This window comes from Pseudoclavibacter sp. JSM 162008, from assembly GCF_041366455.1.
In the GTDB taxonomy this organism is placed as follows: domain Bacteria; phylum Actinomycetota; class Actinomycetes; order Actinomycetales; family Microbacteriaceae; genus Pseudoclavibacter.
The window spans coordinates 194,411-218,616 of the sequence record NZ_JBEWYX010000002.1; the positions used below are offsets into that span (position 1 = coordinate 194,411).

The 24,206-nt window shown below is 68.7% G+C and carries 27 protein-coding genes and 2 tRNA genes; 8 read left to right on the forward strand and 21 right to left on the reverse strand.

What is annotated here, in order from left to right:
* Positions 1-98: 98 nt before the first annotated feature.
* The 4 genes from ettA to msrA all read right to left on the reverse strand — a co-directional run bounded on the left by ettA (position 99) and on the right by msrA (position 3,580).
* Positions 99-1,781, reverse strand: a complete 1,683-nt coding sequence (gene ettA / locus ABVF28_RS02360; protein ID WP_104253131.1) for an energy-dependent translational throttle protein EttA — start codon at positions 1,779-1,781, stop codon at positions 99-101.
* Between the two features lie 46 nt (positions 1,782-1,827).
* Positions 1,828-2,283, reverse strand: coding sequence for a hypothetical protein (locus tag ABVF28_RS02365; RefSeq protein ID WP_104311407.1), 456 nt, complete (start codon positions 2,281-2,283; stop codon positions 1,828-1,830).
* 50 nt (positions 2,284-2,333) lie between these two features.
* A complete protein-coding gene (locus tag ABVF28_RS02370; protein WP_179557473.1) occupies positions 2,334-2,867 on the reverse strand; it encodes a single-stranded DNA-binding protein in 534 nt (177 codons plus the stop codon).
* Between the two features lie 191 nt (positions 2,868-3,058).
* Entirely contained in the window at positions 3,059-3,580 is a 522-nt protein-coding gene (gene msrA / locus ABVF28_RS02375; RefSeq protein WP_371029345.1) for a peptide-methionine (S)-S-oxide reductase MsrA, read from the reverse strand.
* Positions 3,581-3,675: 95 nt separating this feature from the next.
* Here msrA and ABVF28_RS02380 point away from each other — a divergent pair, with 95 nt between their 5' ends.
* Positions 3,676-3,960, forward strand: coding sequence for a hypothetical protein (locus tag ABVF28_RS02380; RefSeq protein ID WP_104311404.1), 285 nt, complete (start codon positions 3,676-3,678; stop codon positions 3,958-3,960).
* A 48-nt stretch (positions 3,961-4,008) separates the two neighbouring features.
* Here ABVF28_RS02380 and nadE read toward each other — a convergent pair whose 3' ends face one another.
* From nadE to ABVF28_RS02415, 7 genes are all read right to left on the reverse strand, one after another.
* A complete protein-coding gene (nadE, locus tag ABVF28_RS02385) occupies positions 4,009-4,830 on the reverse strand; it encodes an ammonia-dependent NAD(+) synthetase (RefSeq protein ID WP_371029346.1) in 822 nt (273 codons plus the stop codon).
* A 67-nt stretch (positions 4,831-4,897) separates the two neighbouring features.
* The gene (locus ABVF28_RS02390) at positions 4,898-5,212 is read right to left on the reverse strand and encodes a metal-sensitive transcriptional regulator (protein WP_371029347.1); all 315 of its coding nucleotides are present in this window, start codon (positions 5,210-5,212) and stop codon (positions 4,898-4,900) included.
* The gene (locus tag ABVF28_RS02395) at positions 5,209-7,491 is read right to left on the reverse strand and encodes a heavy metal translocating P-type ATPase (RefSeq protein ID WP_371029348.1); all 2,283 of its coding nucleotides are present in this window, start codon (positions 7,489-7,491) and stop codon (positions 5,209-5,211) included. Before ABVF28_RS02395 ends, ABVF28_RS02390 begins: the two co-directional genes overlap by 4 nt.
* Entirely contained in the window at positions 7,488-7,700 is a 213-nt protein-coding gene (locus ABVF28_RS02400; protein ID WP_104311401.1) for a hypothetical protein, read from the reverse strand. The genes ABVF28_RS02395 and ABVF28_RS02400 overlap by 4 nt, the downstream gene beginning before the upstream one ends.
* Position 7,701: 1 nt before the next feature.
* Positions 7,702-7,911: a heavy-metal-associated domain-containing protein gene (locus ABVF28_RS02405; protein WP_104311400.1), complete on the reverse strand. Its 210-nt coding sequence runs from the start codon at positions 7,909-7,911 to the stop codon at positions 7,702-7,704.
* A 96-nt stretch (positions 7,912-8,007) separates the two neighbouring features.
* On the reverse strand, positions 8,008-10,668 hold the full coding sequence (locus ABVF28_RS02410) for an aminotransferase class I/II-fold pyridoxal phosphate-dependent enzyme (protein WP_371029410.1): 2,661 nt from the start codon (positions 10,666-10,668) through the stop codon (positions 8,008-8,010).
* 164 nt (positions 10,669-10,832) lie between these two features.
* Positions 10,833-11,417 carry a TetR/AcrR family transcriptional regulator gene (locus ABVF28_RS02415; RefSeq protein WP_371029349.1) on the reverse strand — a complete coding sequence of 195 codons (585 nt, stop codon included), beginning with the start codon at positions 11,415-11,417 and terminating at the stop codon, positions 10,833-10,835.
* Positions 11,418-11,485: 68 nt separating this feature from the next.
* Between ABVF28_RS02415 and ABVF28_RS02420 the strand changes: the two genes are divergently transcribed.
* A complete protein-coding gene (locus ABVF28_RS02420; protein ID WP_371029350.1) occupies positions 11,486-12,208 on the forward strand; it encodes a CPBP family intramembrane glutamic endopeptidase in 723 nt (240 codons plus the stop codon).
* A gap of 27 nt (positions 12,209-12,235) precedes the next feature.
* Here ABVF28_RS02420 and ABVF28_RS02425 read toward each other — a convergent pair whose 3' ends face one another.
* The 3 genes from ABVF28_RS02425 to ABVF28_RS02435 all read right to left on the reverse strand — a co-directional run bounded on the left by ABVF28_RS02425 (position 12,236) and on the right by ABVF28_RS02435 (position 14,730).
* The gene (locus ABVF28_RS02425; protein WP_371029351.1) at positions 12,236-13,402 is read right to left on the reverse strand and encodes a hypothetical protein; all 1,167 of its coding nucleotides are present in this window, start codon (positions 13,400-13,402) and stop codon (positions 12,236-12,238) included.
* Positions 13,403-13,445: 43 nt separating this feature from the next.
* Positions 13,446-14,603, reverse strand: a complete 1,158-nt coding sequence (locus tag ABVF28_RS02430; RefSeq protein ID WP_371029352.1) for a GDSL-type esterase/lipase family protein — start codon at positions 14,601-14,603, stop codon at positions 13,446-13,448.
* A gap of 54 nt (positions 14,604-14,657) precedes the next feature.
* Positions 14,658-14,730, reverse strand: a tRNA-Arg gene (locus tag ABVF28_RS02435).
* A gap of 78 nt (positions 14,731-14,808) precedes the next feature.
* Here ABVF28_RS02435 and orn point away from each other — a divergent pair.
* Positions 14,809-15,429 (forward strand): oligoribonuclease, encoded by a 621-nt coding sequence (gene orn, locus ABVF28_RS02440; RefSeq protein WP_181026934.1) that lies wholly within the window; start codon positions 14,809-14,811, stop codon positions 15,427-15,429.
* Between the two features lie 49 nt (positions 15,430-15,478).
* Positions 15,479-15,554 (forward strand) — tRNA-His (locus ABVF28_RS02445).
* Between the two features lie 133 nt (positions 15,555-15,687).
* On the opposite strand, the gene ABVF28_RS02450 is transcribed toward ABVF28_RS02445, so the two are convergent.
* The gene (locus tag ABVF28_RS02450; RefSeq protein ID WP_371029353.1) at positions 15,688-16,701 is read right to left on the reverse strand and encodes an EamA family transporter; all 1,014 of its coding nucleotides are present in this window, start codon (positions 16,699-16,701) and stop codon (positions 15,688-15,690) included.
* Positions 16,702-16,725: 24 nt separating this feature from the next.
* Here ABVF28_RS02450 and ABVF28_RS02455 point away from each other — a divergent pair, with 24 nt between their 5' ends.
* A complete protein-coding gene (locus ABVF28_RS02455; protein WP_371029354.1) occupies positions 16,726-17,652 on the forward strand; it encodes a LysR family transcriptional regulator in 927 nt (308 codons plus the stop codon).
* A gap of 138 nt (positions 17,653-17,790) precedes the next feature.
* On the opposite strand, the gene ABVF28_RS02460 is transcribed toward ABVF28_RS02455, so the two are convergent.
* Together ABVF28_RS02460 and ABVF28_RS02465 are read right to left on the reverse strand one after the other, a co-directional pair.
* Positions 17,791-18,396, reverse strand: coding sequence for a phosphoribosylanthranilate isomerase (locus ABVF28_RS02460; RefSeq protein ID WP_371029355.1), 606 nt, complete (start codon positions 18,394-18,396; stop codon positions 17,791-17,793).
* 50 nt (positions 18,397-18,446) lie between these two features.
* The gene (locus tag ABVF28_RS02465; RefSeq protein WP_371029356.1) at positions 18,447-19,217 is read right to left on the reverse strand and encodes a class I SAM-dependent methyltransferase; all 771 of its coding nucleotides are present in this window, start codon (positions 19,215-19,217) and stop codon (positions 18,447-18,449) included.
* Positions 19,218-19,276: 59 nt separating this feature from the next.
* Between ABVF28_RS02465 and ABVF28_RS02470 the strand changes: the two genes are divergently transcribed.
* Positions 19,277-19,717, forward strand: coding sequence for a cytidine deaminase (locus tag ABVF28_RS02470; protein ID WP_371029357.1), 441 nt, complete (start codon positions 19,277-19,279; stop codon positions 19,715-19,717).
* A gap of 45 nt (positions 19,718-19,762) precedes the next feature.
* Positions 19,763-20,110, forward strand: a complete 348-nt coding sequence (locus ABVF28_RS02475; RefSeq protein ID WP_371029358.1) for a metallopeptidase family protein — start codon at positions 19,763-19,765, stop codon at positions 20,108-20,110.
* Between the two features lie 24 nt (positions 20,111-20,134).
* Here ABVF28_RS02475 and ABVF28_RS02480 read toward each other — a convergent pair whose 3' ends face one another.
* A complete protein-coding gene (locus ABVF28_RS02480; protein WP_371029359.1) occupies positions 20,135-20,554 on the reverse strand; it encodes a hypothetical protein in 420 nt (139 codons plus the stop codon).
* 85 nt (positions 20,555-20,639) lie between these two features.
* Between ABVF28_RS02480 and ABVF28_RS02485 the strand changes: the two genes are divergently transcribed.
* The gene (locus ABVF28_RS02485) at positions 20,640-21,251 is read left to right on the forward strand and encodes a hypothetical protein (RefSeq protein WP_371029360.1); all 612 of its coding nucleotides are present in this window, start codon (positions 20,640-20,642) and stop codon (positions 21,249-21,251) included.
* Positions 21,252-21,275: 24 nt separating this feature from the next.
* Here the strand turns inward: ABVF28_RS02485 and ABVF28_RS02490 are convergent, their stop codons facing one another.
* The 3 genes from ABVF28_RS02490 to ABVF28_RS02500 are packed head-to-tail and all read right to left on the reverse strand — an operon-like array spanning position 21,276 to position 24,201.
* Positions 21,276-21,827 (reverse strand): ATP-binding protein, encoded by a 552-nt coding sequence (locus ABVF28_RS02490; protein WP_371029361.1) that lies wholly within the window; start codon positions 21,825-21,827, stop codon positions 21,276-21,278.
* Positions 21,824-22,678: an energy-coupling factor transporter transmembrane protein EcfT gene (locus ABVF28_RS02495; protein WP_371029362.1), complete on the reverse strand. Its 855-nt coding sequence runs from the start codon at positions 22,676-22,678 to the stop codon at positions 21,824-21,826. Before ABVF28_RS02495 ends, ABVF28_RS02490 begins: the two co-directional genes overlap by 4 nt.
* Entirely contained in the window at positions 22,675-24,201 is a 1,527-nt protein-coding gene (locus ABVF28_RS02500) for an ABC transporter ATP-binding protein (protein WP_371029363.1), read from the reverse strand. Before ABVF28_RS02500 ends, ABVF28_RS02495 begins: the two co-directional genes overlap by 4 nt.
* Positions 24,202-24,206: the final 5 nt, after the last annotated feature.

Sequence of the window (24,206 nt, forward strand, 5' to 3'; positions counted from 1 at the left end):
GTGGTCCTTGTCGTGTGCGGGTGGGTGGTTGCGCTCGACGGCGCACGGACGAGGAAACCCCGGGGCCGCATGGTGCGGCCCCGGGGTTCCTGTTGGGACTAGTCCCTCGTGAGCTTGCGGTAGGTCATGCGCGATGGCTTGGCGGCGTCCGGGCCGAGGCGCTCGATCTTGTTCTCCTCGTAGCCTTCGAAGTTGCCCTCGAACCAGTGCCAGCGGCTCGGGTCTTCCTCGGTGCCCTCGTAGGCGAGGATGTGCGTGGCGATGCGGTCGAGGAACCACCGGTCGTGCGTGATGACCACGGCGCAGCCGGGGTACTCGAGCAGCGCGTTCTCGAGGCTCGACAAGGTTTCGACGTCGAGGTCGTTCGTGGGCTCGTCGAGGAGCAGCAGGTTGCCGCCCTGCTTGAGGGTGAGCGCCAGGTTGAGGCGGTTGCGCTCACCACCGGAGAGCACCCCCGCCTTCTTCTGCTGGTCTGGGCCCTTGAACCCGAAAGTGGAGACGTAGGCGCGGGACGGGATCTCGACGTTGCCGACCTGCATGTAGTCGAAGCCGTCGGAGACGACCTCCCACACGTTCTTCTCGGGGTCGATGCCGCCGCGCGACTGGTCGACGTAGGAGAGCTTGACCGTCTCGCCGATCTTCAGGTCGCCACCGTCGAGCTCCTCGAAGCCGACGATCGACTTGAAGAGCGTCGTCTTTCCGACACCGTTCGGGCCGATGATGCCGACGATGCCGTTCCGCGGCAGCGAGAAGCTGAGGTCGTCGATGAGCACGCGCTCGCCGAAGCCCTTCTTGAGCTTGTTCGCCTCGAGGACGATGCTGCCGAGGCGTGGGCCTGCGGGGATCTGGATCTCTTCGAAGTCGAGCTTCCTGGTGCGCTCGGCCTCGGATGCCATCTCCTCGTATCGGGCGAGGCGGGCCTTCGACTTGGCCTGACGACCCTTCGCGTTGGTGCGCACCCACGCGAGTTCCTCTTCGAGGCGCTTCGCGAGCTTCTGGTCCTTCTTGCCCTGGACCTGGAGGCGCTCCTGCTTCTTCTCGAGGTAGCTCGAGTAGTTGCCCTCGTAGCCGTGGAGGCGGCCGCGGTCGATCTCTGCGATCCACTGGGCGACGTGGTCGAGGAAGTACCGGTCGTGCGTGATGGCGATGACTGCGCCAGGGTACTTCTGGAGGTGCTGCTCGAGCCAGAGCACGCTCTCGGCGTCGAGGTGGTTCGTGGGCTCGTCGAGGAGCAGGAGGTCGGGCTTCTCGAGGAGGAGCTTGCAGAGCGCGACGCGGCGCTTCTCGCCTCCGGAGAGGACGCTGACGTCGGCGTCTCCCGGCGGGAGGCGGAGGGCGTCCATCGCCTGCTCGAGCTGCGAGTCGAGGTCCCAGGCGTCGACGTGGTCGATGTACTCCTGGAGTGTCCCCATCTCTTCCATGAGCGCGTCGAAGTCGGCGTCTGGTTCGGCCATAAGGGCGGAGATCTCGTTGAAGCGGTCGAGCTTCGCCTTCGTCTCGGCGACACCGAGCTCGACGTTCTCGCGAACCGTCTTCGTCTCGTCGAGCTCCGGCTCCTGCATGAGGATGCCGACCGTGAAGCCAGGCGTGAGGGTCGCGTCACCGTTCGATGGGGTGTCGAGGCCAGCCATGATCTTGAGGATCGTCGACTTACCAGCCCCATTGGGGCCGACCATGCCGATCTTGGCGCCTGGGAGGAACGACATCGTCACGTCGTCGAGAATGAGCTTGTCTCCGACCGCCTTGCGGGCGCGGATCATCTGGTAAATGTACTCGGCCATGGGTTCCAGTCTAGGAGTTGGTTGGCTGGCAGCGCGCGGAGCTTCGCTACCAGGTGATGGGCTGGGTGAGCCCGATGAGGCATTTTCCGGTGCTGACGGGCGCGACGATGTCCGAGGTGTAGCCCCGCGGGCCGCGCTGGCCCACAAGGCACTCCTCGCCGATCTTCACCGAGACGATGATGTAGTCGGCCTCGAGGTCGACGTTCGTGCGGTCGAAGGTGACCTCCATGGCCGCCTTGTCGAAGCCGATTCCAGACAGCGCGTCGACGAACTCCACGGAACTCGCTGAGCCGTTCGTCGCGATCGTCTGCAGGTTGGTCTCATCGAAGATCGGCTTGTTGTCGCTCGCCGTCCCGCCTGGCACGAACGCCGCCGGCGCCGCCTGCGTGGGCTCGGCCGCGGCGGTCGTCTCCGCAGGGGGTTGCGCCTCTTCCGATGAGCAGCCCGCGAGCGCCAGCGCCGCCACCAGAGCCACTGGGGCGAAGAGACGGGAGCTGCGCATTCGGGACCTTTCTCGGATGGGGCGGTCACCAGTGTAGGTGGCCGCGGCTCCTAGAAGGGCGTCGGGTATGCCCCCTCATCGGCGACGGAAGGCTTGTGCCATTCCGCCTCACTCGGTGGGCCCTGGGCGTCTTCGTCGTCCGGCGGAGCCTCGCTCTGCGGACTGCCGAAGCTCCGTGCCCCTCCGAACCCCTGCTGCTGGTCGCTCACTCCCTTCTCCTGCGGAGTTCGCTCGCGCTTGGCGAAGATCGACGAACCTGCCGTGAGGTCGTGGCCCAGCGCATCCGCAACCACCTCATGCTTCGTGCGAGACCCGTTCTGGGTCTCGAACTTCCGCATGCGGAGCTTGCCGACGACGATGACGCGCTGCCCCTTGTCGAGGGACTTCGCGGCGTGCGTCGCGAGGTCGCCCCACGCCGCGACGTCGTACCAGTTCGGATCCACGTCTTCCCAGACGTTGGTCGTGCGGTTCAGGCGCCGCGAATTCGTCGCAATGCTGAAGTTCACGACGTGCTGCCCACTCGGGGTTGTCCTCACCTCCGGCTTGCTGCCGAGATTCCCGATGAGCGTGATGTGGTCTTGCATGTTCTCCCCCTGGTCTGGATGCGGTGCGGTCCGACGCGGCGCCCGTGCCGAGAGCTCCGCACCGGACCGCGGCACCAGTGTGCGACTGCGGGCGGCGTTTCTTCCCGACGACAACGGCGCCTGTGGACGGGGTTCCGTCCACAGGCGCCGTGTCATCACAGTGCCGAGCCCGTCCGGGCTGGCGCTGCAGGTCAGAGCATGTAGGGAGTGAACTTGGCGCGCACCTTGTTCACCTTGGGCACGGCCACGAAGTTGCAGTACCCCTGGCCCGGGTTCTTCGCGAAGAAGTCCTGGTGGTAGTCCTCCGCGTCGAAGTACTGGCCGAGTGGGGAGATCTCGGTGACGATTCCGCCGCCCCAGAGCTCGTCTGCGCGGTCGCGGGCGGCTTCGAAGAGCTCACGCTGCGCCTCGTCGGTGTAGTACATCGCGGAACGGTACTGCGTTCCGACGTCGTTGCCCTGCCGGTTGAGCTGTCGCGGGTCGTGCAGCGTGAAGAAGATGTCGAGGATCACGTCGGCGGGCACCACGCTCTCGTCGAAGACGACGCGTACGGCCTCCGCATGCCCGGTCGTGCCGGTGCACACGAGTTCGTAGTCCGGCTTCGGGTGCTCGCCACCCGTGTAGCCAGAGATCACGTCGCTGACGCCCTTGACGTTCCTGTACACGGCGTCGAGACACCAGAAGCAGCCACCTGCAAGCACGAATTCGGTCATGCGCCAAGGCTACGCCGGTGGCTGGCTCCGCGGCTCAGCCCTGCGCGAACTCAGCCAGCGCCGAGAATGTCGGTGGTCGCTCCTAGCCTTCCCTCATGACCACGACGCACCTCACCAAGTCCGGTTCCGCCCCGACGCTCACACCCCGAACTGGCCCGTTCACCCAGCGATTCGCTGGGCTCACCGCGACTCAGGTGCACGCAGCGCGGTGGCGGGTCACGGGTTCCAACGGTGCCGTGCGCGGGTACGTCGAAGAGCACCAGCGCGGCTCGGGGGTCGCCTACGCGGCCACCCGCATGAGCCGCACCTCCACGGCCTTCCTGACGCTCGACGAGTTCTCGGACTTCGCCGAGGCGGTCACCGCGTTCCGCTACCTGTGAAGGCGCGCGTACGCTCGCCGGCGCTCACTCACGGCATCGTGCCGTGAGTCAGCCGCGCCACCAGGTGTCGGTGGGGAGCACGGGCAGCTGCCGCTTGTGCTCGGTCTTGCGGTACAGCGACTCGATGCGATCGGCGGTCTCCGCATCCACGTCGCCGCCGGTCAGGTAGGTGTCGATCTGCGTGTAGCTCAGTCCGAGGTTCGCCTCGTCGGTCTGCCCAGGTGTCTCGTCCAGGAGGTCAGCGGTTGGCGCTTTCGCGTACAGGCGTTCAGGTGCCCCGAGTTCCTCCAGCAGCTGACGCCCCTGGCTCTTCGTCAGGCCCGCGAGCGGGTTCAGGTCAGTTCCGCCGTCTCCGTACTTCGTGAAGAAGCCGGTGACAGCTTCGGCAGCGTGGTCAGTGCCGAGCACGAGGAGACCACGCTCCCCAGCGATCGCGTACTGCGCGATCATCCGTTGGCGCGCCTTCGCGTTGCCCTTGTTGAAGTCCGTGATGGCACGCCCGGTCGCGTCCAGGAACGCGTGCTGCACGCCGTCGGTCGCCGGCTTGATGTCGAACGTGATCCGTTCGTCCGGCTGGATGAACTCCAGGGCCAGCTGCGCATCGTCCTCGTCCGCCTGCACGCCATGCGGAAGGCGCACGGCGACGAACGTCGCGTCGCCACCCGCTGCGCGCACGTCCTCGACCGCGAGCTGCGCGAGCTTGCCGAGCAGCGAGGAATCCTGGCCACCGCTGATGCCGAGCACAAGCCCACGCGAGCCCGTCGCAAGCAGGTACTCGCGCATGAAGGAGATGCGCTCTCGCACCTCCGTGGCAGGGTCGATGACCGGCTTCACGCCGAGGGCCGCGATGATTTCCTGTTGAGCGCTCATGGTGGTGCCAACTCTACCGAGCACCTGTTTCGGGAAGAAGTCGCCAACCCGATATCGGAGTGAGCACTCAGCTGCGCACGAGACGCGCGATGGCGTCAGAGGCTTCCTTGAGCTTCAGCTCCCCCTCGGCCCCGCCCAGCTTGACGGCGTCCGCGACGCAGTGCTTGAGGTGGTCGTCCATCAGCCCGAGCGCCACGTTCTCGAGGGCGGAGGTGATCGCCGAGATCTGCGTGAGGATGTCGATGCAGTACTGCTCCTCGTCGACCATGCGATGGATGCCTCGCGCCTGCCCTTCGATGCGCTTGAGGCGCGTGAGGTACTTGCTCTTGTCCTCGATGTAGCCGTGGTGGGCGTGGCCGCCCGACTCGGTGGTCTCGCTCATGATGTTGCCTTTCCTGGGTGTGAATCGGAAGACGTCCCGGTGCTTTGCAGGCCTCGGAAGGCACGCAGTCGCAGACTGTTGCCGACGACGAACACGCTGGAGAACGCCATAGCGGCTCCCGCCAGCATGGGGTTGAGCATCCCGAGGGCCGCGAGCGGGATCGCCGCGACGTTGTACGCGAAGGCCCAGAAGAGGTTGCCCTTGATGGTGCCGAGCGTACGTCGGGAGAGACGGATGGCATCCGCGGCCGCCAGGAGGTCGTCGCGGACCAGCGTGATATCCGCTGCCTCGATGGCGATGTCCGAGCCCGTTCCCATGGCCAGGCCGAGGTCGGCCTGCGCGAGCGCGGCGGCATCGTTGACGCCGTCGCCGACCATCGCGACGACGCGCCCTTCCTCCTGGAGGCGGCGGATCACGCCGACCTTCTCCTGGGGCAGGACTCCCGCGATGACGTCGGTGATGCAGACGGCGGCCGCAACCTGACCGGCGACGATCGAGTTGTCGCCGGTGAGCAGCGTCGGCTCGAGACCGAGTCGGCGCAGCTCGGCGATCGCCTGCGCGCTCGTCGGCTTGATCGTGTCTGCGACGGCGAGCACTCCGCGAGCCTCGCCGTCCCAGGCCACGATGACGGTGGTCTGTCCGAGGGACTCCGCATCGCTCTTGCGCTCCGCGAGCTCTTGGCTGAGCGAGATCCCCCAGTCGGCGAGCAGCTGCTCGCGCCCGACGACCACCAGGTGACCGTCGACGATGCCCTGCACGCCCGTGCCCTCGTGGTTCCGGAAGTCCTCCACCGCTGGCAGCGCACCGACCTCGGCCGCGGCGCCGGCCGCGAGCGCCCGAGCGATGGGATGCTCCGAGGCCGCTTCGAGCGCACCCGCGAGATGCAGGAGCTGCTGCCGCTCGACCCCATCCGCCACCCAGACGCCGGCGAGCGCCATCTTTCCGCTCGTCACCGTGCCGGTCTTGTCGACGACGATCGTGTCGACTCGGCGGGTCGATTCGAGGACCTCTGGGCCCTTGAGGAGGATACCCAGCTGCGCCCCACGGCCAGTCCCCACGAGGAGCGCGGTTGGAGTCGCGAGACCGAGCGCGCAGGGGCAGGCGATGATGAGCACGGCGACCGCCGCGGTGAAGGCGGCCGAGGCCGGGAACCCGGCGCCGAGCCACGCGCCGAGTGTGGCCACCGAGATCGCGATGACGATGGGCACGAAGACGCCGGAGATTCGGTCGGCGAGACGCTGCACCTCGGCCTTGCCGGTCTGGGCGTCCTCGACGAGCTTGGCCATGTGCGCGAGCTGCGTGTCGCCGCCGACTCTCGTGGCGCGCACCACGAGTCGTCCGCTCGCGTTCAGCGTGGCCCCGACGACCTTGTCTCCTTCGACGACCTCGACGGGGACGGACTCACCCGTGAGCATCGAGACGTCCACCGCCGAGCGTCCACTCGTGACGACGCCGTCGGTCGCGACCTTCTCCCCCGGCCGGACGACGAATTCGTCGCCGACGATGAGCTCCCCGACGGGGATGCGTGTCTCGATGCCCCGGCGAAGGACGGCGACGTCTTTCGCGCCGAGTTCGAGGAGCGCCCGCAAGGCGGCGCTGGCCTGCCGTTTGGAGCGCTTCTCGAAGTAGCGACCGGCCAGCACGAACATCGTGACGCCGGCAGCCACCTCAAGGTAGATGTTGGATGCTCCGTCGGAGGGGGCGATCGTGAACTCGAAGGGATGCTTCATTCCCGCTTCGCCAGCCGTGCCGAGGAACAGGGCGTAGAGCGACCATGCGAACGCGGCGATCGTGCCGACGGAGATGAGCGTGTCCATCGTGGCGCTCCCGTGGCGCAGGTTCAGCCACGCGGCCCGGTGGAATGGCCACGCGCCCCAGACGATCACCGGTGCGGCCAGAGCCAGCGACGCCCACTGCCAGTTCGTGAACTGCAGCGCAGGCACCATGGCCAAGGCGATGACGGGAACGGCGAGCACGATGCTGCCGATGAGACGCTGACGCAGGCTCACGAGTTCGGGGTCTGCGGCCTCGGTGGCCGAATCCTCGACGTCAGGATGCTCTGGCTCTGGGAGTGCGGCCGTGTAACCGGTCTTCTCGACCTCGTCGATGAGCGATTGCGGGTCGAGTCCCGCCGGCGCGTGCACGCGGGCTTTCTCAGTGGCGTAGTTGACGCTCGCGCTCACGCCTTCGAGCTTATTGAGCTTCTTCTCGATGCGCATCGCGCACGACGCGCAGGTCATGCCCCCGATCTGGAGCTCGATGTCGGTAGCTGTGCTCATTGCTCACTCTCCGTGTGCTGCGGGGCCTCTGAATGCTCGGCAGGGAGGACCGGGGCCTCGGTCGAGCCGGGTTGGGAGGTCTGGTGAATCTGTGGGCGCCAGCCGTCGGCCCGGTCGGCTTCCGTGACGACCTGGGCGGTGAAGAACGCCGCGCCGAAGACCGCTGCAAGCAGCGCGCCGTAGAGGCTGAGCTTGACTGGCACGTTCATGTCAGGCCTTGGCTGCGGTGTAGCCGGCCTCGTCGACCGCGGCGATGACCAACGCGTCGTCGAGGGGTGCGGTGCTCTCGACGACGAGCGTGCCGGTGTCAGCAGAGACGGCGACGCCTTCGACGCCTGCCAACTCGCTGACCTCCTGAGCGACGGCGCTCTCGCAGTGGCCGCAGGTCATGCCGGTGACGAGATAGGTGGTGCTGGTCATGGTGATCTCCTTGCCGAGGGCGGTGCCCCCTGGGGGTATGTACGGCAGATGCAACCGTATACCCCCAGCAGGTATTCCCGCGTCAGCGGCCGGAGATCAGTCTTCGCGCAGAATGCGGTAGCCGCGCAGCGGGTCGTAGCCGTGGATCTCGCGAGTGTCGAGCACGGCCATGAAGTCGAGCACCTCGTCGGTGACGAGCTGCCCGGGGACGAGCACGGGGAACCCGGGCGGGTACGGGGTCACGAATCCGGCGGAGACGGGCCTGGCGCCGCCCGCCACGCGTTCGCTGAGCTGCGCGTGACTGAGGTGCTCGATGTTCGCGCGCCGCTGACCGCGGAAGAACGCGGTGCGAAGGTCGCCGTCCGGCAGCCCATCCACGGACGCATAGTCGGGCGCGAACGCGCTGAAGTCGGGCAGCGGCGGCATGGGGGCGGGCACCGGGCGCTCGCCGTCGATCTCTCGCGCCTGCGCCTCCTCCTCGAAGCGCTCGGCGAGCTTCACGAGCACCTCGATGAGGTAGCCGACGGAGCTGCGGGAGGTGCCGATGTTGGTCATGAAGAGCACCGTGTTGCGGCTCGTCTTGTTGACCTGGATGCCGTAGCGGTCCATGAGGTGCTCGTGCTTGAACGTGTCCCCGTCGACTCCCGTGCGTGAGATCTCGACCGTGATGCGGCTCGGGTCGACGACGAACTCGTCTTCCTCCCACGCCTGCCACATCGTCGAGAATCCGTCGCGGTGCGGCATGGGACGCGAGCTCGCGCGGTTCTCGGCCGGGATGAGGTCGTGGCCGGAGAGCACCCGGAAGGTGCGGCGCAGCAGCGGGTGCCGGGCGATGGCCTGCGCGATGCTCGTCGCCAGGTCGAGCTGGCGCTGGACGAGCTCGAAGCCCTCGAGTTCGACCTGACGCCTGCCGAGGTCGAGCGAGGCGAGGATCTGGTAGTTCGGCGACGTCGAGGTGTGCGTCATGTACGCCTCGTGGAACGGCTCCTCCGCCTCCCGGTACCAGTCCTTGTCGTAGACGTGGATCATCGACCCCTGCCGCAGCGCGGTGAGGGTCTTGTGGGTCGACTGGGTCGCGTAGACGCGGATGCGCGCGTCCGGGGAAGGCAGGAGCCGCTCGGCGAGCCACACGTCGTCCGATGCGGGCTCCCCCGTCTCAGGGTCGAAGAGTCGGGCCCGCTGCTCCTGGTACGCCGTCGCGTGGGCGCTCGACGCGAGCCGCTCCTCGAGGTGCTTGGCCGCGGCCATGGCGGTGCGTCGGCGGGTGATGGGGTGGAACGCGGCGAACGCGAACCACGCCTCGTCCCACAGGAACACCAGGTCAGGTTTGATCGCGAGACATTCGGCCATGACCCGCTCCGGGTCGTAGACGATGCCGTCGAAGGTGCAGTTCGTGAGGGTCACGAGGCGCACCTCGTCGAGGCGGCCGGCGGCGCGGTAGTCGAGGAGCAGCTGCTTGATGCGGTCGAGCGGCACCGCCCCGTAGAACGCGAACTCGTTGAGCGGGTACGCCTCGAGGTACGCCGGGCGGGCACCCGTGAGCATGAGGGCGTGGTGGTGCGACTTGTGGCAGTTGCGGTCGACGAGCACGATGTCGCCTGGGGAGACGAGCGCCTGGTGCACGATCTTGTTCGCCGTGGAGGTGCCGTTCGTGACGAAGAACGTGTGCTTCGCGCCGAACGCGCGGGCCGCGAGCTCCTGCGACTTCTTGATCGCTCCCACGGGAGCGAGCAGCGAGTCGAGGCCGCCGGACGTTGCGCTCGTCTCGGCGAGCAGCAGGTTCAGCCCGTAGAAGTCGACGAGGTCGGTGATCCACTTCGACGTCACGACCGAACCACCGCGCGAGATGGGCAGGGCGTGGAAGACGCCGGCCGGACGCCGGGCGTGCTCCTGAATGGCGGTGAAGAAGGGCGTGTCGTAGAGGTGCGAGACGCGGCGCAGCAGCGAGAGGTGCAGCTCGAGCTGATCCTCGCGCAGGAACACGCGACGGAAGCGGCGCGTGAGCACGCCGGCGAGGTCCTCGATGTGCGCACCGGCGACGAGGTACAGGTCGAGCTCGGGGCGCAGCGTGTTGAGGGTGTCGGCGAGGCCCAGGACTCGCTGCACGGATGCGAGGCTCGACCGCGACGTCGCGGTCGTGCCTGCCGAGTCGACGTGCGCGAGGTCGATCGTCTCGCGCATGTCCCGGCTCAGGCGCTGCTGGCTGCGGTCGCTGAAGCCGGGCCGGATGACGACGGCGAGGATGTTCGGGTTCGTGAGCACGGCCGCGACGGCGTCGTCGGCGGACGGCACGATCACGTAGTCGTAGACGAACGCATCCGCCGCGCTGCGGAGCTTGAGGATGTCGGCCCGAAGCGCGTCACGGTCGGCCGGGGTGGTCTCATCCACGAGCAGCACCTCGAAGCGGGGGCGCGGGTCCGAGTCATCCTGCAGCTCGGCTCGCTCGGCCTCGTCGAGCCGGTCGTCGCGATGGTCGGCGGGGATGCTCGTGCCGCGCAGGCGGCTCACGACTCGACCGATGCGCTCCAGCGCACTCGAGTACTCCCCCTTGTCGAGGGCCTCGCGGATCTCGGCGACGTAGCGCTGCCCGAACCCCGCCCAGTACAGCTCGAGCGTCTCAAGAGCCCTCAGGTTGCGGGAGATCTCGCCATCCGCATCCAGGATGCTCTCGGTCTCGTGCCCGGATTCGAGGCGCTTGATCGCGAAGCGCAGGTACTCCCACGCGTCGCTGCGCAGGCGCCAGGTGCTCGTCGGCATGCCCGGATCGCGCTCCAAGCTGTGGCCCGAGGCGCGCCGATCGGCGTCGTTCGCGGTGGGGGCGGATTCGTGGAGACCTGCGGCGTCGAAGCTCGTCACGACGGCCATTCTTCCAGAGCTGCGGGACTCTCTCCGCCACGCGTCGAATTGCGTCGGGGTCGCGTTCAGGGCGCGAGGTACCTCGCGAGCAGGTCGCCGAGTTCGCTCGCGGCCGCTGCGGCGTCGAAGCTCGGGTCCTCGACGCTGCGCGACAGAACCCCATCGGCGACCACGCCGATCCACAGCGCGAGGCGTTCGGCGGTGAGATCGGAGCGCCAGCCTCCCTGTTCCTGCCCCGCGGAGATGATCGCCGTGAGAGCCCGGTGCTGGAGCGAGGCGGCGTCGGCCAGCAGCCCTTCCACGCGGGCATCAGTCGGCGAGGCACCGAGCGCCGCCACGAAGCCGGCGAGGTGGGGGTCGGCAGACTCTTCCAGGAGCGCGTCAAGCCAGTCGCGCAATGCGGTAGGTGCGCTGTAGGCCGCCGCGTCCGCGAGGGCGTCCGCGCGGAGGGCCGCGTCGGCCGCATCTGCCTGCAGGATGCCGACGAGCAGGTCGATCTTCGTCGGGAAGTAGTGGAAGAAGGTGCCGGAGGAGACGCCGGCGCGGGCACAGATGCGTGCCGTCGTGGCACCCGCGTAGCCGAGCTCGGAGATGAGCTGGTAGCCGGCTCCGACGATCGCCGCTCGCCCCTCGCCTGTTCGTGCCGCCACGTCGGACCTCGCTGCCTGCATCTCGAATCGGCTCTAGAGCAATCACTCTAGAGTGCTTACTCTAGAGGATGGCCGAAACAGCATCCCAGCAAGTTGTGGAGCCCGTGAGACGCGTCAGCATCGGCACACCCGCGTTCCCGCCACGAGCACGAGACGGCTGGCTCTTCGTCGTCGGCCTCCTGATCTTCTGGTTCTTCTTCAACGGCCCTCCCGCCGGTGAGATCCGCGGCTTCGACCTGCGCTTCGGTCTCGAAGGCCCCGCCTCGGGCAACCCCTGGAAGTGGGCGGGCGCCCTGCTCGTGATCGCCCTCGTCACCTGGGGAGAGCGGCGCGGCCTCGCCTCACTGCTCATCACGAAGCCGACGGGCAAGGACATCGAGTGGGCGTTCTACGTCTTCGGCGGCGTCATGGCCTGGTCGTGGATCGCCAGCCTCATCGCCCCTCCGGAGGACAACGACGGTGTGGGCACCATCTCGAGCATGAGCGTCGCCGGCGTTGTCCTGCTCATCATCACGGCGGCCATCACCGAGGAGGTCGTCTACCGCGGCTACCTGCAGGAACGACTGGGCTCGCTCATGCGGTCGAGGTGGATCGGGGCAGCCGTCAGCCTGGCGATCTTCATCGCGCCCCACGTCGACTTCTTCGGGCCGAGCTGGCTCTTCCACCAGCTCGTCGGGTCGCTGGCACTCGTGGCGTTCACGCTCATCCGTCGCAACCTCGTCGCGACGATGCTGCTGCACCTGCTCATCAACGCGCCCATCCTCATCCCGACGGTGCTGGCGAAGCTGTGATCGCTGCGGCGGGGGCCCTCCGGCTCGTCAGGAACCTAGGCGCTGCTGGGCCAGCCACGTGTGGTTCACGATCGCCTTGCTCACGGCCTCTCGGTATGCAGCGCCCTCCGGTCCCCGCTTGAGGTCGCGGGAGAAGAACGGCGACTCTTCGCGATGGGGAGACCCGTCGTGGATGCGCTCCGCCAGGTCCGCGAGAAACGCGCGGCCGACCGTCCGATACTGTTCGGCCTCCGCCGCGTCGAGCTGCAGCAGCGCGGAGTCGTCGACCATGTTCGTGACCACATACCTGGCGTCGAGGAAGAGCTGGCCGGCCTGTTCGACGAGGAACCAGCGCCCCGGCTCGTGGTCGACGTGGTGCATGGCGTCGCGCTCTTCGGCGACGCGGGCGTCGTCGCCCCATTCCTCGACCGGCGGAATCGGGCCGAGCCGGTGCTGCCTGGCCTCGTTGAGCGCGAGGTGGGAGACGGTCGGTCCGACGCCGTACTCGAGTGCGATGCAGAGGATGCGCCGGCACGTCTGGCACGTGAGCTGGCTCTCGACGCGCTCCATGAGACCTGACGCGTGCAGGGGCAGGAGGTCACGGATGCTTACCCAGCTGACGTCTCCCTTGAGGACTCCCGACGCCGCCGCATCCGTGATCGCGTGCACCGTCGCCTCGACGTCGAGCTCCTCGGTTTCGTCGCGCACCAGGAGCTGACTGCAGGCCGGGCAGTTGTCGTCCTCGGGGCGGCAGGTGAGCCCCGGCTGCTCGACCGTGAACACCAGGCTCTTGAGGTTGCCCGGATCATTCCAGCCGCGATGGTCCTTGAATTCGGCCCGCGCGTATCCGCCGTCGAGTTCGAAGTACGGCGTGCCGAAGCCGGCGAAGCGGCGGCGCCCGTTCATCACCTTCTTGAGGTCGTCGAGGGTTGCCGCGTTGGTGGCGCCAGGGATCCACTCGGAGAGATTGACAGCGCTGGTCTCCGACGACGTCGGCACCGTGTGCAGGACGACGGCGACCAACGCGTCGTCGTGCAGGATGAGCTCGGCACCCGACGCGAAGCGCACGCGGCGGGACAGCACGGCCGGCTCGCCGAAGGATCGCTCGGTGGCCGTGAACTTCTCGCCACCGAGGGCGTCGATGAGTCGCCGGACGGGCGCATCACGCTCAGCACGGGCAAGCGCGTCGAGGATCATCGGGAGTCGAGAGGCCATGCTCTATCGTCGCAGGCCCGACTCGACGCCTGGCCGGGATGCTTCAGGAACGAGCGCTGAACGGACCGTTGGGGGCGAACGCGTAGTCGGCGAAGCGGTCGCCCATCAGCTGGTGCGCTTCGGGGCCCGGGTGCAGGTCGTCCGGCAGCGGCAGTCGCTGCGCATCCGCCTCGCCGTAGAGCGCGGTGCCATCGAGGAAGAAGAGATTCGGGTCGGATGCGCGACGCCCCGCCAGGGCCGCGAGCTCGCGCCGAATGACGCTGAGCGTGAGCCGCCCCTGCGACTCGTCTCCCGGCGTCCCCGTCGCGATGAACTTGACCTTGCCGGTCGCGAAGGATGCGGGATCGAACGCGCCGGGCCCGGCCGTGTGCTCGTGGATGCCGCAGAAGATGGGCGAGATGAGCACGATCGGCGTCTCGGGGTGCCCGTCCCGGATCGTGTCGAGGAAGCCGTTGACGGCCGGCACGAACGCCCGCACGCGCATCGCGTCGGCGTTCACGACGTTGATGCCGAGCTTCACGCTGATCAGGTCCGCTCGAGTATCGCGCATGACGCGGGCGAGAAAGGGGTCGACCATCGCGCTGCCGCCGAGCCCGAGGTTCACGAGTTCAACCCCGCCACGACGCGCGGCGACTGCAGGCCAGATATCGCTGGGCGAAGTTGCGTTCGAGCCGTGACTGATCGAGCTGCCATGGTGCAGCCACACACGATCGGACAGGGTCACGGGCTCGAGAGGCGCGTCCGACCGGAGCTCGATCAGCTCGACCGACTCGTTGTGAGGCAGCCAGAACTCCACGCGCTTGGTCTCGCCAGGTGCAAGACCCTCGAGGGTCGTCGTATGCGATGGCCCCTCGCGGAGCGACATCGCGCCCGTCTGCAGATCGACCTCGACGGCATCACCGCCGGTCAGCTCGTCGCTCGCGAACTTCTCGCCGTCGACGAAGACGTCGACGCGCCCCCGCGGCCGGTTGATGCCCGTGTAGACGGACCTGGCCGGCAGCAGCTCCAGCTCAACCCGCTCGGCGGTTGTATCGAATGCCACGCGGACGCCGGACGGCTGGCTCTCGACGAGCAGCAGCTGCGGGTCCGGGAACTGCGCACGAACGTGTGCGGGGAGCCGGTGAGGCCGCACTCCTCTGTTGGTCTGCTCGAGCTCGGCTGATCCGCGGAAGAACTCGGACGAGACTTGGGTGACGATCACGTGGAAGCCTCCGGAATCGGGGGGCGGCGGTGGCCGAGGCGCTGCGAAGAAGAGTGCCCCAGGCAGGATTCGAACCTGCGACCGACGGATTAGAAGGCCGTTGCTCTATCCACTGAGCTACTGGGGCGCGATCCCAGCCAGCATAGCGGGCCTCGAAACGCTCCACTGGCCGCCACGGGCCCCGGGAATCACTACGATGTCCCTCATGGCTATTGCTCAGGAGCGTCTCGTCTGGATCGACTGCGAGATGACTGGCCTCGACCCGTCGATCGACGAGCTGGTCGAGGTCGCCGCTTTCGTGACCGACAGCGACCTGAACATCCTCGACGAGGGCTTCGAGATCGTCATCTCGGCGAGCGAGGCCGCGATGGCCAACATGGGCGAGTTCGTGACGCAGATGCACACGACGTCCGGCCTCATCGAGGAGATCCCGAACGGCGCCACACTCGAGGCGGCCACCGCTGAGCTCCTCACGTACCTGAAGAAGCACGTGCCCGTGCCCCGCACGGCACCGCTCGCTGGCAACACGATCGGCACCGACCGCATGTTCCTCGCGAAGTACATGCCAGAGGTCGACCAGCACCTGCACTACCGCAACGTCGACGTGTCCACGCTCAAGGAACTGTCACGTCGCTGGTTCCCTCGCGTGTACTTCCACTCCCCCGACAAGGACGGCGGCCACCGCGCGAAGGCCGACATCCTCGAGTCGATTCGGGAGCTCAAGTACTACCGCAAAGCGGTGCTGGTGCCCGAGCCCGGACCCACCAGCGAGGAGCTCCGAGAGGTCGCAGCCGAAGTGGTGAACGACTTCGCCCAAAATCTGTAATAGACTCTCGTAGTCGCAGGCGAGCGAGAGCACGCAGGCGGCAGACATGGTGGGTATAGCTCAGCTGGTAGAGCGCCTGGTTGTGGTCTAGGAGGCCGCGGGTTCAAGCCCCGTTACTCACCCCATGTTGAAGGCCCCGAGTCCTGAGGACTCGGGGCCTTCGTCGTCGGGCCGCACGTCCCCTCCAGAGAGCGTACGGCCGCCTCACACGGGAGATGCCGGTTCCCAGTGCCTGGAACCTGCATCCCCCGTGTGCTTCTAGCGAGGCGCGGGGGCCTCGAGTCTGGGTGAGTCCGGGATGGGCGGCTCAGCGAGCGGCACGTCAGGCGCGCTCGGTACCGGGGCAGGCACGAGCGCCGCGGCGGGCATCCTGCTCGCCCACAGCACCCCGAACAGCACAACAGTGCCGCCGACGAGCTCCAGCGGGCCGGGGCGCTCCCCCAGCACCAGCCACGCCGTGGAGATGCCGACGACCGGCACGAGCATCGAGAACGGCGCGACGACGCCGGCCGGGTGGCGTTTCATGAGCCACACCCAGATGCCGGATCCGAGCACCGTGCCGAGCACGATCGTGTAGACGAGGCCGACCCAGGCGGGGACGGCGGCGACGGTCCAGGCCGTCGCGAGCGACGCCCAGACCTGCTCGGGCCCCTCGACGAGCAGTGAGACGGCAAGCATCGGGATGGGCGGCACCACGGCCATCCACATCGTCAAGTGCAGCGGCTTCGGTGGCTCGGCCAGGCGGCTCGAGATGTTGCCGATCGCCCAGCCGATCGCCCCGATGACGACGAGCAGGAACGGCCACCAACTGCCGGAGCCGCCGCGTGCCACGCCCACCAGGAGGAGGCCCGCCACCGCGAGCGCGATGCCGACCACGCGACGGGTTGTGAGCTTCTCCCGAAGGAAGATCGCGCCGAGCAGCACCGTGAATGGCGCCGACATCTGCAGCACGAGCGACGCGAGCCCGGTGGGGAAGCCGGCGGCCATGCCCAGGTACAGGCCGACGAACTGCAGGGTGCCGAAGCCGAGCCCGTAGCCGATGAGCCAGCGCAGCTTCACGTTCGGGCGCGGGATGAACAGGATCGTCGGAATGGCGAGCAGCCCGAAGCGCAGCGCGATGAGGAAGAACGGCGGGAACTGCTCGAGCGATGCGTGGATGGCGAGGAAGTTCACGCCCCAGAGAACCGCGACGAGGCAGGCGAGGGCGATATGACGGGGAGGCACGAGATCAGTGTCGGGCGCATCCACCATGAAGCACCAGTGCTGATGCATGACGTGTCCCTGTAGGCTCCCTTCATGGAGTTCAGGCACCTCGAACTGCTCAGGCAGCTGTCGATGCGCGGCACCCTCGCCGCAGTCGCGGAGGCCACGCACCGCACCCCCTCGGCCCTCTCGCAGCAGCTGAAGACCGCCGAGCGGGAGTTTGGCGCGCGCCTCGTCGAACCGTTCTCCCGCGGCCTGCGGCTCACCACTGCCGGGCAGATCCTGGCCGACGGCGCGGACGAGGTCGGCCGAGCGCTCGCCGAAGTGCAGGCACGGCTCGAGGCGAGTCTCGGCGAGCCGAGCGGCACCGTGTCGATCGGCGCACTGCCCAGCGCCAGCGAGGCCCTCTTCCCCGGCCTCCTGCGCCGAACGGCAGGGTCGGCCATCGACCTCGAACTCGACGACTTCGACCTCGCCGAATCCGAGTACGCCGCCAGGACCCTCGACGCCGACATCGTCATCGGACACAGCCTCACCGGCGACGTACCGAGAGGAGCAGAGCACCTGCACACGCGCGTTCTGGCCCGCGAGCCGATCGACGTGGCACTGCCCTCGACGCATCCGCTCGCCTCCCAGCAGCGACTCGCGCCCGACGACCTCGTCGGCACGACGTGGGTGGGCGTGCCCGTCGGCTACCCGTTCGACAGCATCCTGATCGCCGTCGAGAATGGGACGAGCACGAACCTCGAACGTGTGCAGCGGCTGCGCGACAACCGCCTCGTCGAGGCGCTCGTCGCCGCGGGCTCGGGTCTCGCGCTCCTCCCCCGGTTCACGACTCGGCCACGCCCCGGGGTCGTGCTGCGACCACTCGATGGTGTCCGCTCGGTGCGCAGCATCGTCGCGTTGGCACGCCCGGACCGCCACGCTCGCTTCGCGGTACGAACCGTGCTCGACCACCTGACCTCGGCCGGGGAAGACCTCGAGGCCACGTTCGCGGAGGCCGAGCCACCGCGGTCCTGACCAACTTCAGTGCTCAGACGGTGGCTGCGGGCCGGATGCGCCACCCAGCGGCGCCTTCATCACGCAAGTTGGTCAGGCGAGCTGGACCGGGACGCGTCCTCGGCCGAGCACCTGGGACGTGGAGCCGGTTGCGACTCCTCAGTCAGCGCGCTTCGCGGCGGCGACGAAGGCTCGGATGCGCTCGTGATCCTTGACGCCCGGCGATGATTCGACGCCGCTCGAGACGTCGACGCCCCATGGGCTCGCTTCGCGGATGGCCCCGGCGACGTTGCCCGGGTGCAGGCCTCCCGCGAGCAGCCAGCGCCCGTCTGGGCGACGGCGGACGAGTTCCGAGAGGTCCCATCGCTCGCCGGATCCCGGTTTCGGCGCGTCCAGCAGCAGGAGCTCCTCGCCGAATGCACCGACGCGCAGCTCGGGGTCGTCGGCGAGGGAGGTGGCCCGCCAGATGCGCGGGAAGATCGCGCCGGCCGCGCGTACTTCCTCGCCCGTGTAGGAACCGTGGAGCTGGAGCACGTTCGCGCCGGCAGTGGCCGCGATCTCGGCGGCGTCCGTGGACGGCATGTCGTGGACCACGAGCACACGGTCGACACTCGCGGGCACAGACGCGAAGATGTCGGACGCCTCCTCGGGGGTACGCCGCCTGGGGCTCGTGCGGCTCATCACGATGCCGATCGCGTCGGCACCGCGTTCGACGGCGACCGCCGCCGACTCGACAGAATCCAGGCCACACACTTTGACGTACACGCGAGAATCCTAGGCGTTCGGGTCAGCGGGCCGGGCCACGCACCCGGCTGTCAGTCGCGAACTGCGGTGAGCCGGAAGCGACGCTGCGTCACAGTGATCGGCCGCGCCGCGTCGAGCCGTCGGAGCTGCTCGACGTTGCTGTCGACGCTGAACCCCGGGACATCCCAGGGGACCAGAGCGAGGTACTCGACGAGCGACAGCGCATCCGCGAACGTCATCTGCCCAGCCCACTCCTCGGCGACACCGATGCGAAACCCCTCCGCCCGCAGGGCAGAGACCGCGTTGGCGAGCGTCACGTGCTCGTACTGGGGTTCGCCACCGAACCAGGCTCGGAGCTCGTGCGCGTCCCGGCCATCGACCTGCTGCGTCAGGAACCGCCCGCCGGAAACCAGCACCCTGGCGACCTCGCTCGCATCGAACTCCTCATGACGGGCCACGATCAGGTCGAGAGAGGAGTCGGCGAACGGCAGCGGCTCCCCAGACTCGATGTCGTGTGCATACACGTCGACACCGAACGGCGCGAGGTTCTCTCGCGCCACGGCGACGTTCGGCTCCCACCCCTCCGTCGCTGCGATCTGCAGCGGGGATGCGTGGATGGGCATGGAGCGGATGAGTTCGATGAGCCGCTCGCCGCCGCCCGTGCCGAGATCAGCCATGCTCGTCGCCGTCGTCATAGCGGCCCGGCACTCGGCGTCGAAGTCCCAGGGCGGATCGTCGGCCGTCAGGCGCCCATCCAACGCGGCGAAATCCCAGCCGACCATCTGCGCATTGGCGTGCGCATCGCGCCAGGCCTGCACCTGTGCATCCGTAGAGCCGTTCACGTGGCCAGGCTACCGAGTGCGCGTGCCCCGTCCCGCGGCTACCCTCGTAGGCTTCGGTCATGAGCACCTTCGTTCCGGCGTCAAGCCTGCCCGTTTCCGAGGTCGAGCTGGCCGTCGTCGAAGCGGCACGTTCGACGATCGATGCGGCCACCGATGCTGGTCCGGACGAGGACGGCATCCATACCGTGGGGGCGGCGGTCCGCTCGGCGGACGGAACGATCCACGTCGGCGTCAACCTGCACCACTTCACGGGCGGTCCGTGCGCTGAGCTCGTTGCTCTCGGCGCGGCCCGAGCCGCCGGCGCCCGCCACCTCACACATATCACTGCAGTCGCGAACCATGGGCGAGGCGTCATGAGCCCCTGCGGACGCGATCGGCAGGTGCTCGCCGACCACTACCCCGACATCCGAGTCATCCTGCCCTCACCGGGCGGGTTGATCAGCGTCACCGCGCGCGAGCTCCTGCCACTCGCCTACGACCGCGCCGCGCAGCAGGTCTAGCCGTCAGTCGGTGCCCATCCAGCACCCCTGAGCCACAATGGGCGGATGGAGATGTCGCGCGAGGACTTCGAGGCCCTGGTCGTCGACGAGCTCGATGAGCTGCCCGATGAGATGGTGGACGGCCTCGACAACGTGATCTTCGTCGTCGAGGACCGGCCAGAGGACGGCTGCCTCGACCTCCTCGGCGTCTATGAGGGATTCGCTCTCACGGACCGCGGCCAGTACGGCTTCGGCGAGCTGCCGGACCGAATCGTGCTGTTCCGCGAACCGCTGCTGTCGATCTGCGATGACGAGGCGACGCTGCGCGATGAGGTGCACACGACGCTCGTGCACGAGATCGCGCACTTCTACGGCATCGACGACGCGCAGCTCCACGAGCTCGGCTGGGCGTAGGACCAGGCACCGAGGGACCGCTACCTACTCGTAGAGGCTGAGAATGGCGACGTCCTCCGCTGGGCAGCTGGCGGGGAAGTTCTCGTAGTCCTCCGGAGAGTCTCCCGAGCTGTAGCTGCCGCCGCCGTCGATGAACTCGCCCAGCAGCACGACCGCCCCGTTCGGCAGCCTCACGCCAGCTTCGTCCTCAAGCACTTCGGTGCCCTTCGGGAACTGGGTCGTGATGAACTCCGGCGCCTCGGGCTGTCCGAAGGAGATCGACAACCCGAAGCATCCGTCCGCGTTGCGCGTCAGGTCACCGGCAACGATGGCGAGTCCGCTGAAGCCGCTCGATTCAGCTGCCACCCACAGATCGGGATGCGTCGGCGTCGGGGCCGCGCTCGAACAGCCGGTCAGCGCCAGGAGCAGCGCCGCCCCCGCCAGACTCGCTGAGGTGGCTCTCATGCGTTCTTTCTAGCAGTCACCAGCGGAGCAAGCCAGGCGCATCCGCTGCCCGACTTCCATTCGCTTCCCCGGGTACGCTTCCGGGATGCACCCAACGGCACCAGCACGCGAGCCCCTGAGGGTCGGCCGCCTCCTCTGGGGCATGGCCCTGTTGCTGGCTGCCCCGGTCTTCGCGATCTGGATGGCCGTGACCGGTCTGCTCTCGGCGCTCGCCGCCGCCAGCATCACCGCAGAGGCGAGTGCTGCCGTCCCGCCCCTCATCTCGGCCGGTCAGACCCTGCTTTCCGCGTTCGCCTTCTGGGCGATGTTCGTCTCCGCTGGGGCCGGCCTCGTCGTGCTGATCCTGCTCGGGGTGCAGAGCGTCCAGGCGGCCCGTCGACCTCCCGTCGCCTCCGGCCCGACCTTCAGCTCCGTGCTGTGGGGCTGGGGGCTCGCGATCCCGTTCTCAACGGGCATCGGGGCGCTGGTCGGGATGGTGTTCCGGGCGACCGCCGACAGCATCGGGACCGACCTCTCGCTCGATGCCGGTCCGGGCACCGGCATCAACTACGACGACGCCGTCCACGGCCTCATCACCGGCGGTGCGTGGCTCCTCGTGGCGGTCGTCGGGCTCGCCCTGGCCGTGATCCTCACGGTGCGCTACGTGCGCGCGCGGCGGCAGAGCAAGAACAACGCAAGTGGCCGCAGTACGCGCTGAAGCGGCTCCCGTGCGGACGAGGCTTCAGGCGTCGGGCGTGTCCTCGATGACGACGTCGGCGAGCAGGAACGGCGCGTTGCGCCGCCAGTGCTCCCGCTCCTGCGCAGCCCACATCTCCCAGAACTCCTCGAAGACGCCGATGTCGCCGGGCCGCGACAGCGCGCGAGGCTTCCGGTGCGCCTCATCGAGCTCGATCCAGACCGCCGTGGTCGCGAGCGGCGCGCTCTCGCGCGACAGCGCTCCGCATCCCTCGATGATGAGCGGGGCCGACGCGTCGATGTCCCGCCACGGGCCGGGTGCATCCGCCGCCCAGTCCCAGCTCTCGTAGCCGGGATGCGCACGGCTCAGCATGTCGCGGTGCACGGCCCGCGATGCGACCGCGAGCCCTCCCCAGCCCGGGTAGGCGTCGTCGAGCGACACCAGCTGCGCGCCGCCGGATCCGCGCGCTCGGAACTCGTCGAGCAGGTCACCCGCGAGCGTCGTCTTCCCCGACCCTGAACCGCCGTCGATGAGGACCACCGGCCGCCTGCCACCCGCGTCGGCGAGCACCCGGTCGAGCAGCGCTGCCGCCCTCATGCGCTCCCCACCAGCCGGTACGAGCCGAGCGCGACGGACACCGCGACGGACACCGCGGCGATCACGACGGCGGCGAGCACCAGCACGAGATCACGCCAGCCGAGCCTCGATGGCCGCGCCCAGGTGCGTGCCACGTCCTCTGCCCCGAAACCACGCGCCTCCATGACGGTGGCGAGCGTCCCCGCCCGACGGATCGCGAGTGCGAGGAGGGCGAACGCCATCGTCATCAGTCGGCGGACGGCCCCGGAGTCGCCCAGGCCGCGAGCGCGCCTGGCCTGGCTCATCGCCGTCCAGTCGTCGCGGAACACGGCGAAGAGGCGAATACCGGCGAGCGCCGACACGACGAACCTCGCTGGCAGATGCGCAACCTGGGCGAGCCCGTCCGCGAGTCTGGTCGGGTCGATGCGGCTCAGCGCGACGAGGGTCGGCACACCGATCGCGAGCACGCGCACGCCGACGGCGATGGCGAGCTGGATGGAGTTGTCGGTGATGTTGGCGTACAGGAACTGCCCGTAGCTCTCGCCTCCCGGCTTCGCGTACAGCAGCATGCTCGTGGCTGAGACGGGCGCCGCGATGAGCAGGATCCAGCTCGAGCGCAGGATCTCCACTGGGCGCACGCCGGCGACCCCGAAGGCGACCATCGCGAGCACGAGGGCGGCCAGCGCCGAGACGATGTCCAGCGTCGTGAGCAGCGGAATCGAGTACAGCACGGCGGCGAGGAAGGGCGTGACCGGGTTGACGCGGTCGAGGAACCTGCCGCCGACGGGCAGCACCTCGAGCGGCACGCCGTCGCTGTCGACCTCCACCGACCTCGCCGGCTGAGCACCCGCCGGGGCGATGCCGCGGCTCATGCCGGCACCTTCTCGTCCTTGCGGTCGTGCGCGCCGATGCGGATGCACTGGTCGCCGAGCACGCGCACGAGCTGTTCGTCGTGGGTCACGGAGACCAGCGCGTGTCCTTCGGCGACGAGGCGAGCCATGATGGCGACGAGTTCCGTCCAGGTCCTGCGGTCCTGCCCGAAGGTCGGCTCGTCGAAGATGAGGACCCGAGGCGCCGTCGCGAGCACCGTCGCGACCGAGAGGCGGCGCTGCTCGCCGCCGGAGAGCGTGAAGGGGTGCGCTTCCGCGAGGTGGGTGAGGCGCAGCGCGACGAGGAGCTCGTCGACGCGCTGGCTCGTCTCGCGCTTGCCGCGGCCCGCCGCATCCGGGCCGATTTCCAGCTCGCGGCGGACGGTCCCCGCGACGAACTGGTGCTCGGGCTGCTGGAAGACGGTGCCGATGCGCGTCAGGAGCTGCCGTGAACGCCAGGCGGACGGATGCGGACCCGCCGGAGGAGCCGTACGGAAGCGGCCGAGCCCCCAGCCGCCGCGGCGCGCACCCGCGTCATCGCCCGCATCCCGGAGCGCCTGCGTGGCCCGCACCTCGCCCTCCACGGGCGTGAGCAGTCCGGCGAGCGTGAGCGCCAGCGTCGTCTTCCCCGCCCCATTGGGGCCCAGCACAACCGTTGACTCCCCCGCGCGCAGGGTCGCCGACAACTGCGTGTGCAGGGCATGGTCGGCCCGACCGAAGCCGAGCCCGTCCGCGATCAGCAGCTCCTCCCCAGGCGAGAGAAGGGCACGCGGCACCTGCGGTTCGTGGCCGCCGATCCACACGCCGGCGGCGAGCAGCGACTCGCGGTGCTGCTCGAGGACCAGGTCAGGGGTGCCGTCGGCGAGGAGATGCTGCTCGCCCCCGAGCACGACGACCCGGTCGACGCTCGAGCGCCACACGTCCACCCGGTGCTCGATGACGATGAGCGTCGCGCCGGACGCCTCCGCTGCGCGGACCACCGCCTCGCGCACCTCGTCCACTCCGGCCGGGTCGAGGTTCGCGGTCGGCTCGTCCAGCAGGATGAGGTCGGGGCGCATGGCGAGGACACCCGCGATCGCAAGCCGCTGACGCTCGCCGCCGGACAGCTGGGCCGTCGACCGATCGAGGGGCATCCGCAGCCCGACGGCGTCGAGCGCCTCGCGCACCCGCGCCCACGTCTCCGCCCGTGGGACACCGAGGTTCTCGCAGCCGAACGCGACGTCGTCGCCGATACGGGCGAGCACCGTGTTCGCCTGCGGGTCCTGCAGGACGAGACCGACCGTGCCGCGTGCATCGCTCGGGTGCTTGCCATCGACAAGCAGTGAGCCGAGCTCCTGCCCGTCATCCTCATGATCGCCGAGCACCCCCGCCAGGGCGGCCAGGAGCGTGGACTTGCCAGCCCCCGACGGACCAAGCAGCAGCACGGCCTCGCCAGGCTCGATCGTCAGGTCGAGCTCGGCGACGGCCAGCTTCGCCCGGTCGGCGTGGCGCCAGCCCCACCCCCTCGCCTCGACTCTCGCGCCCACGAGCG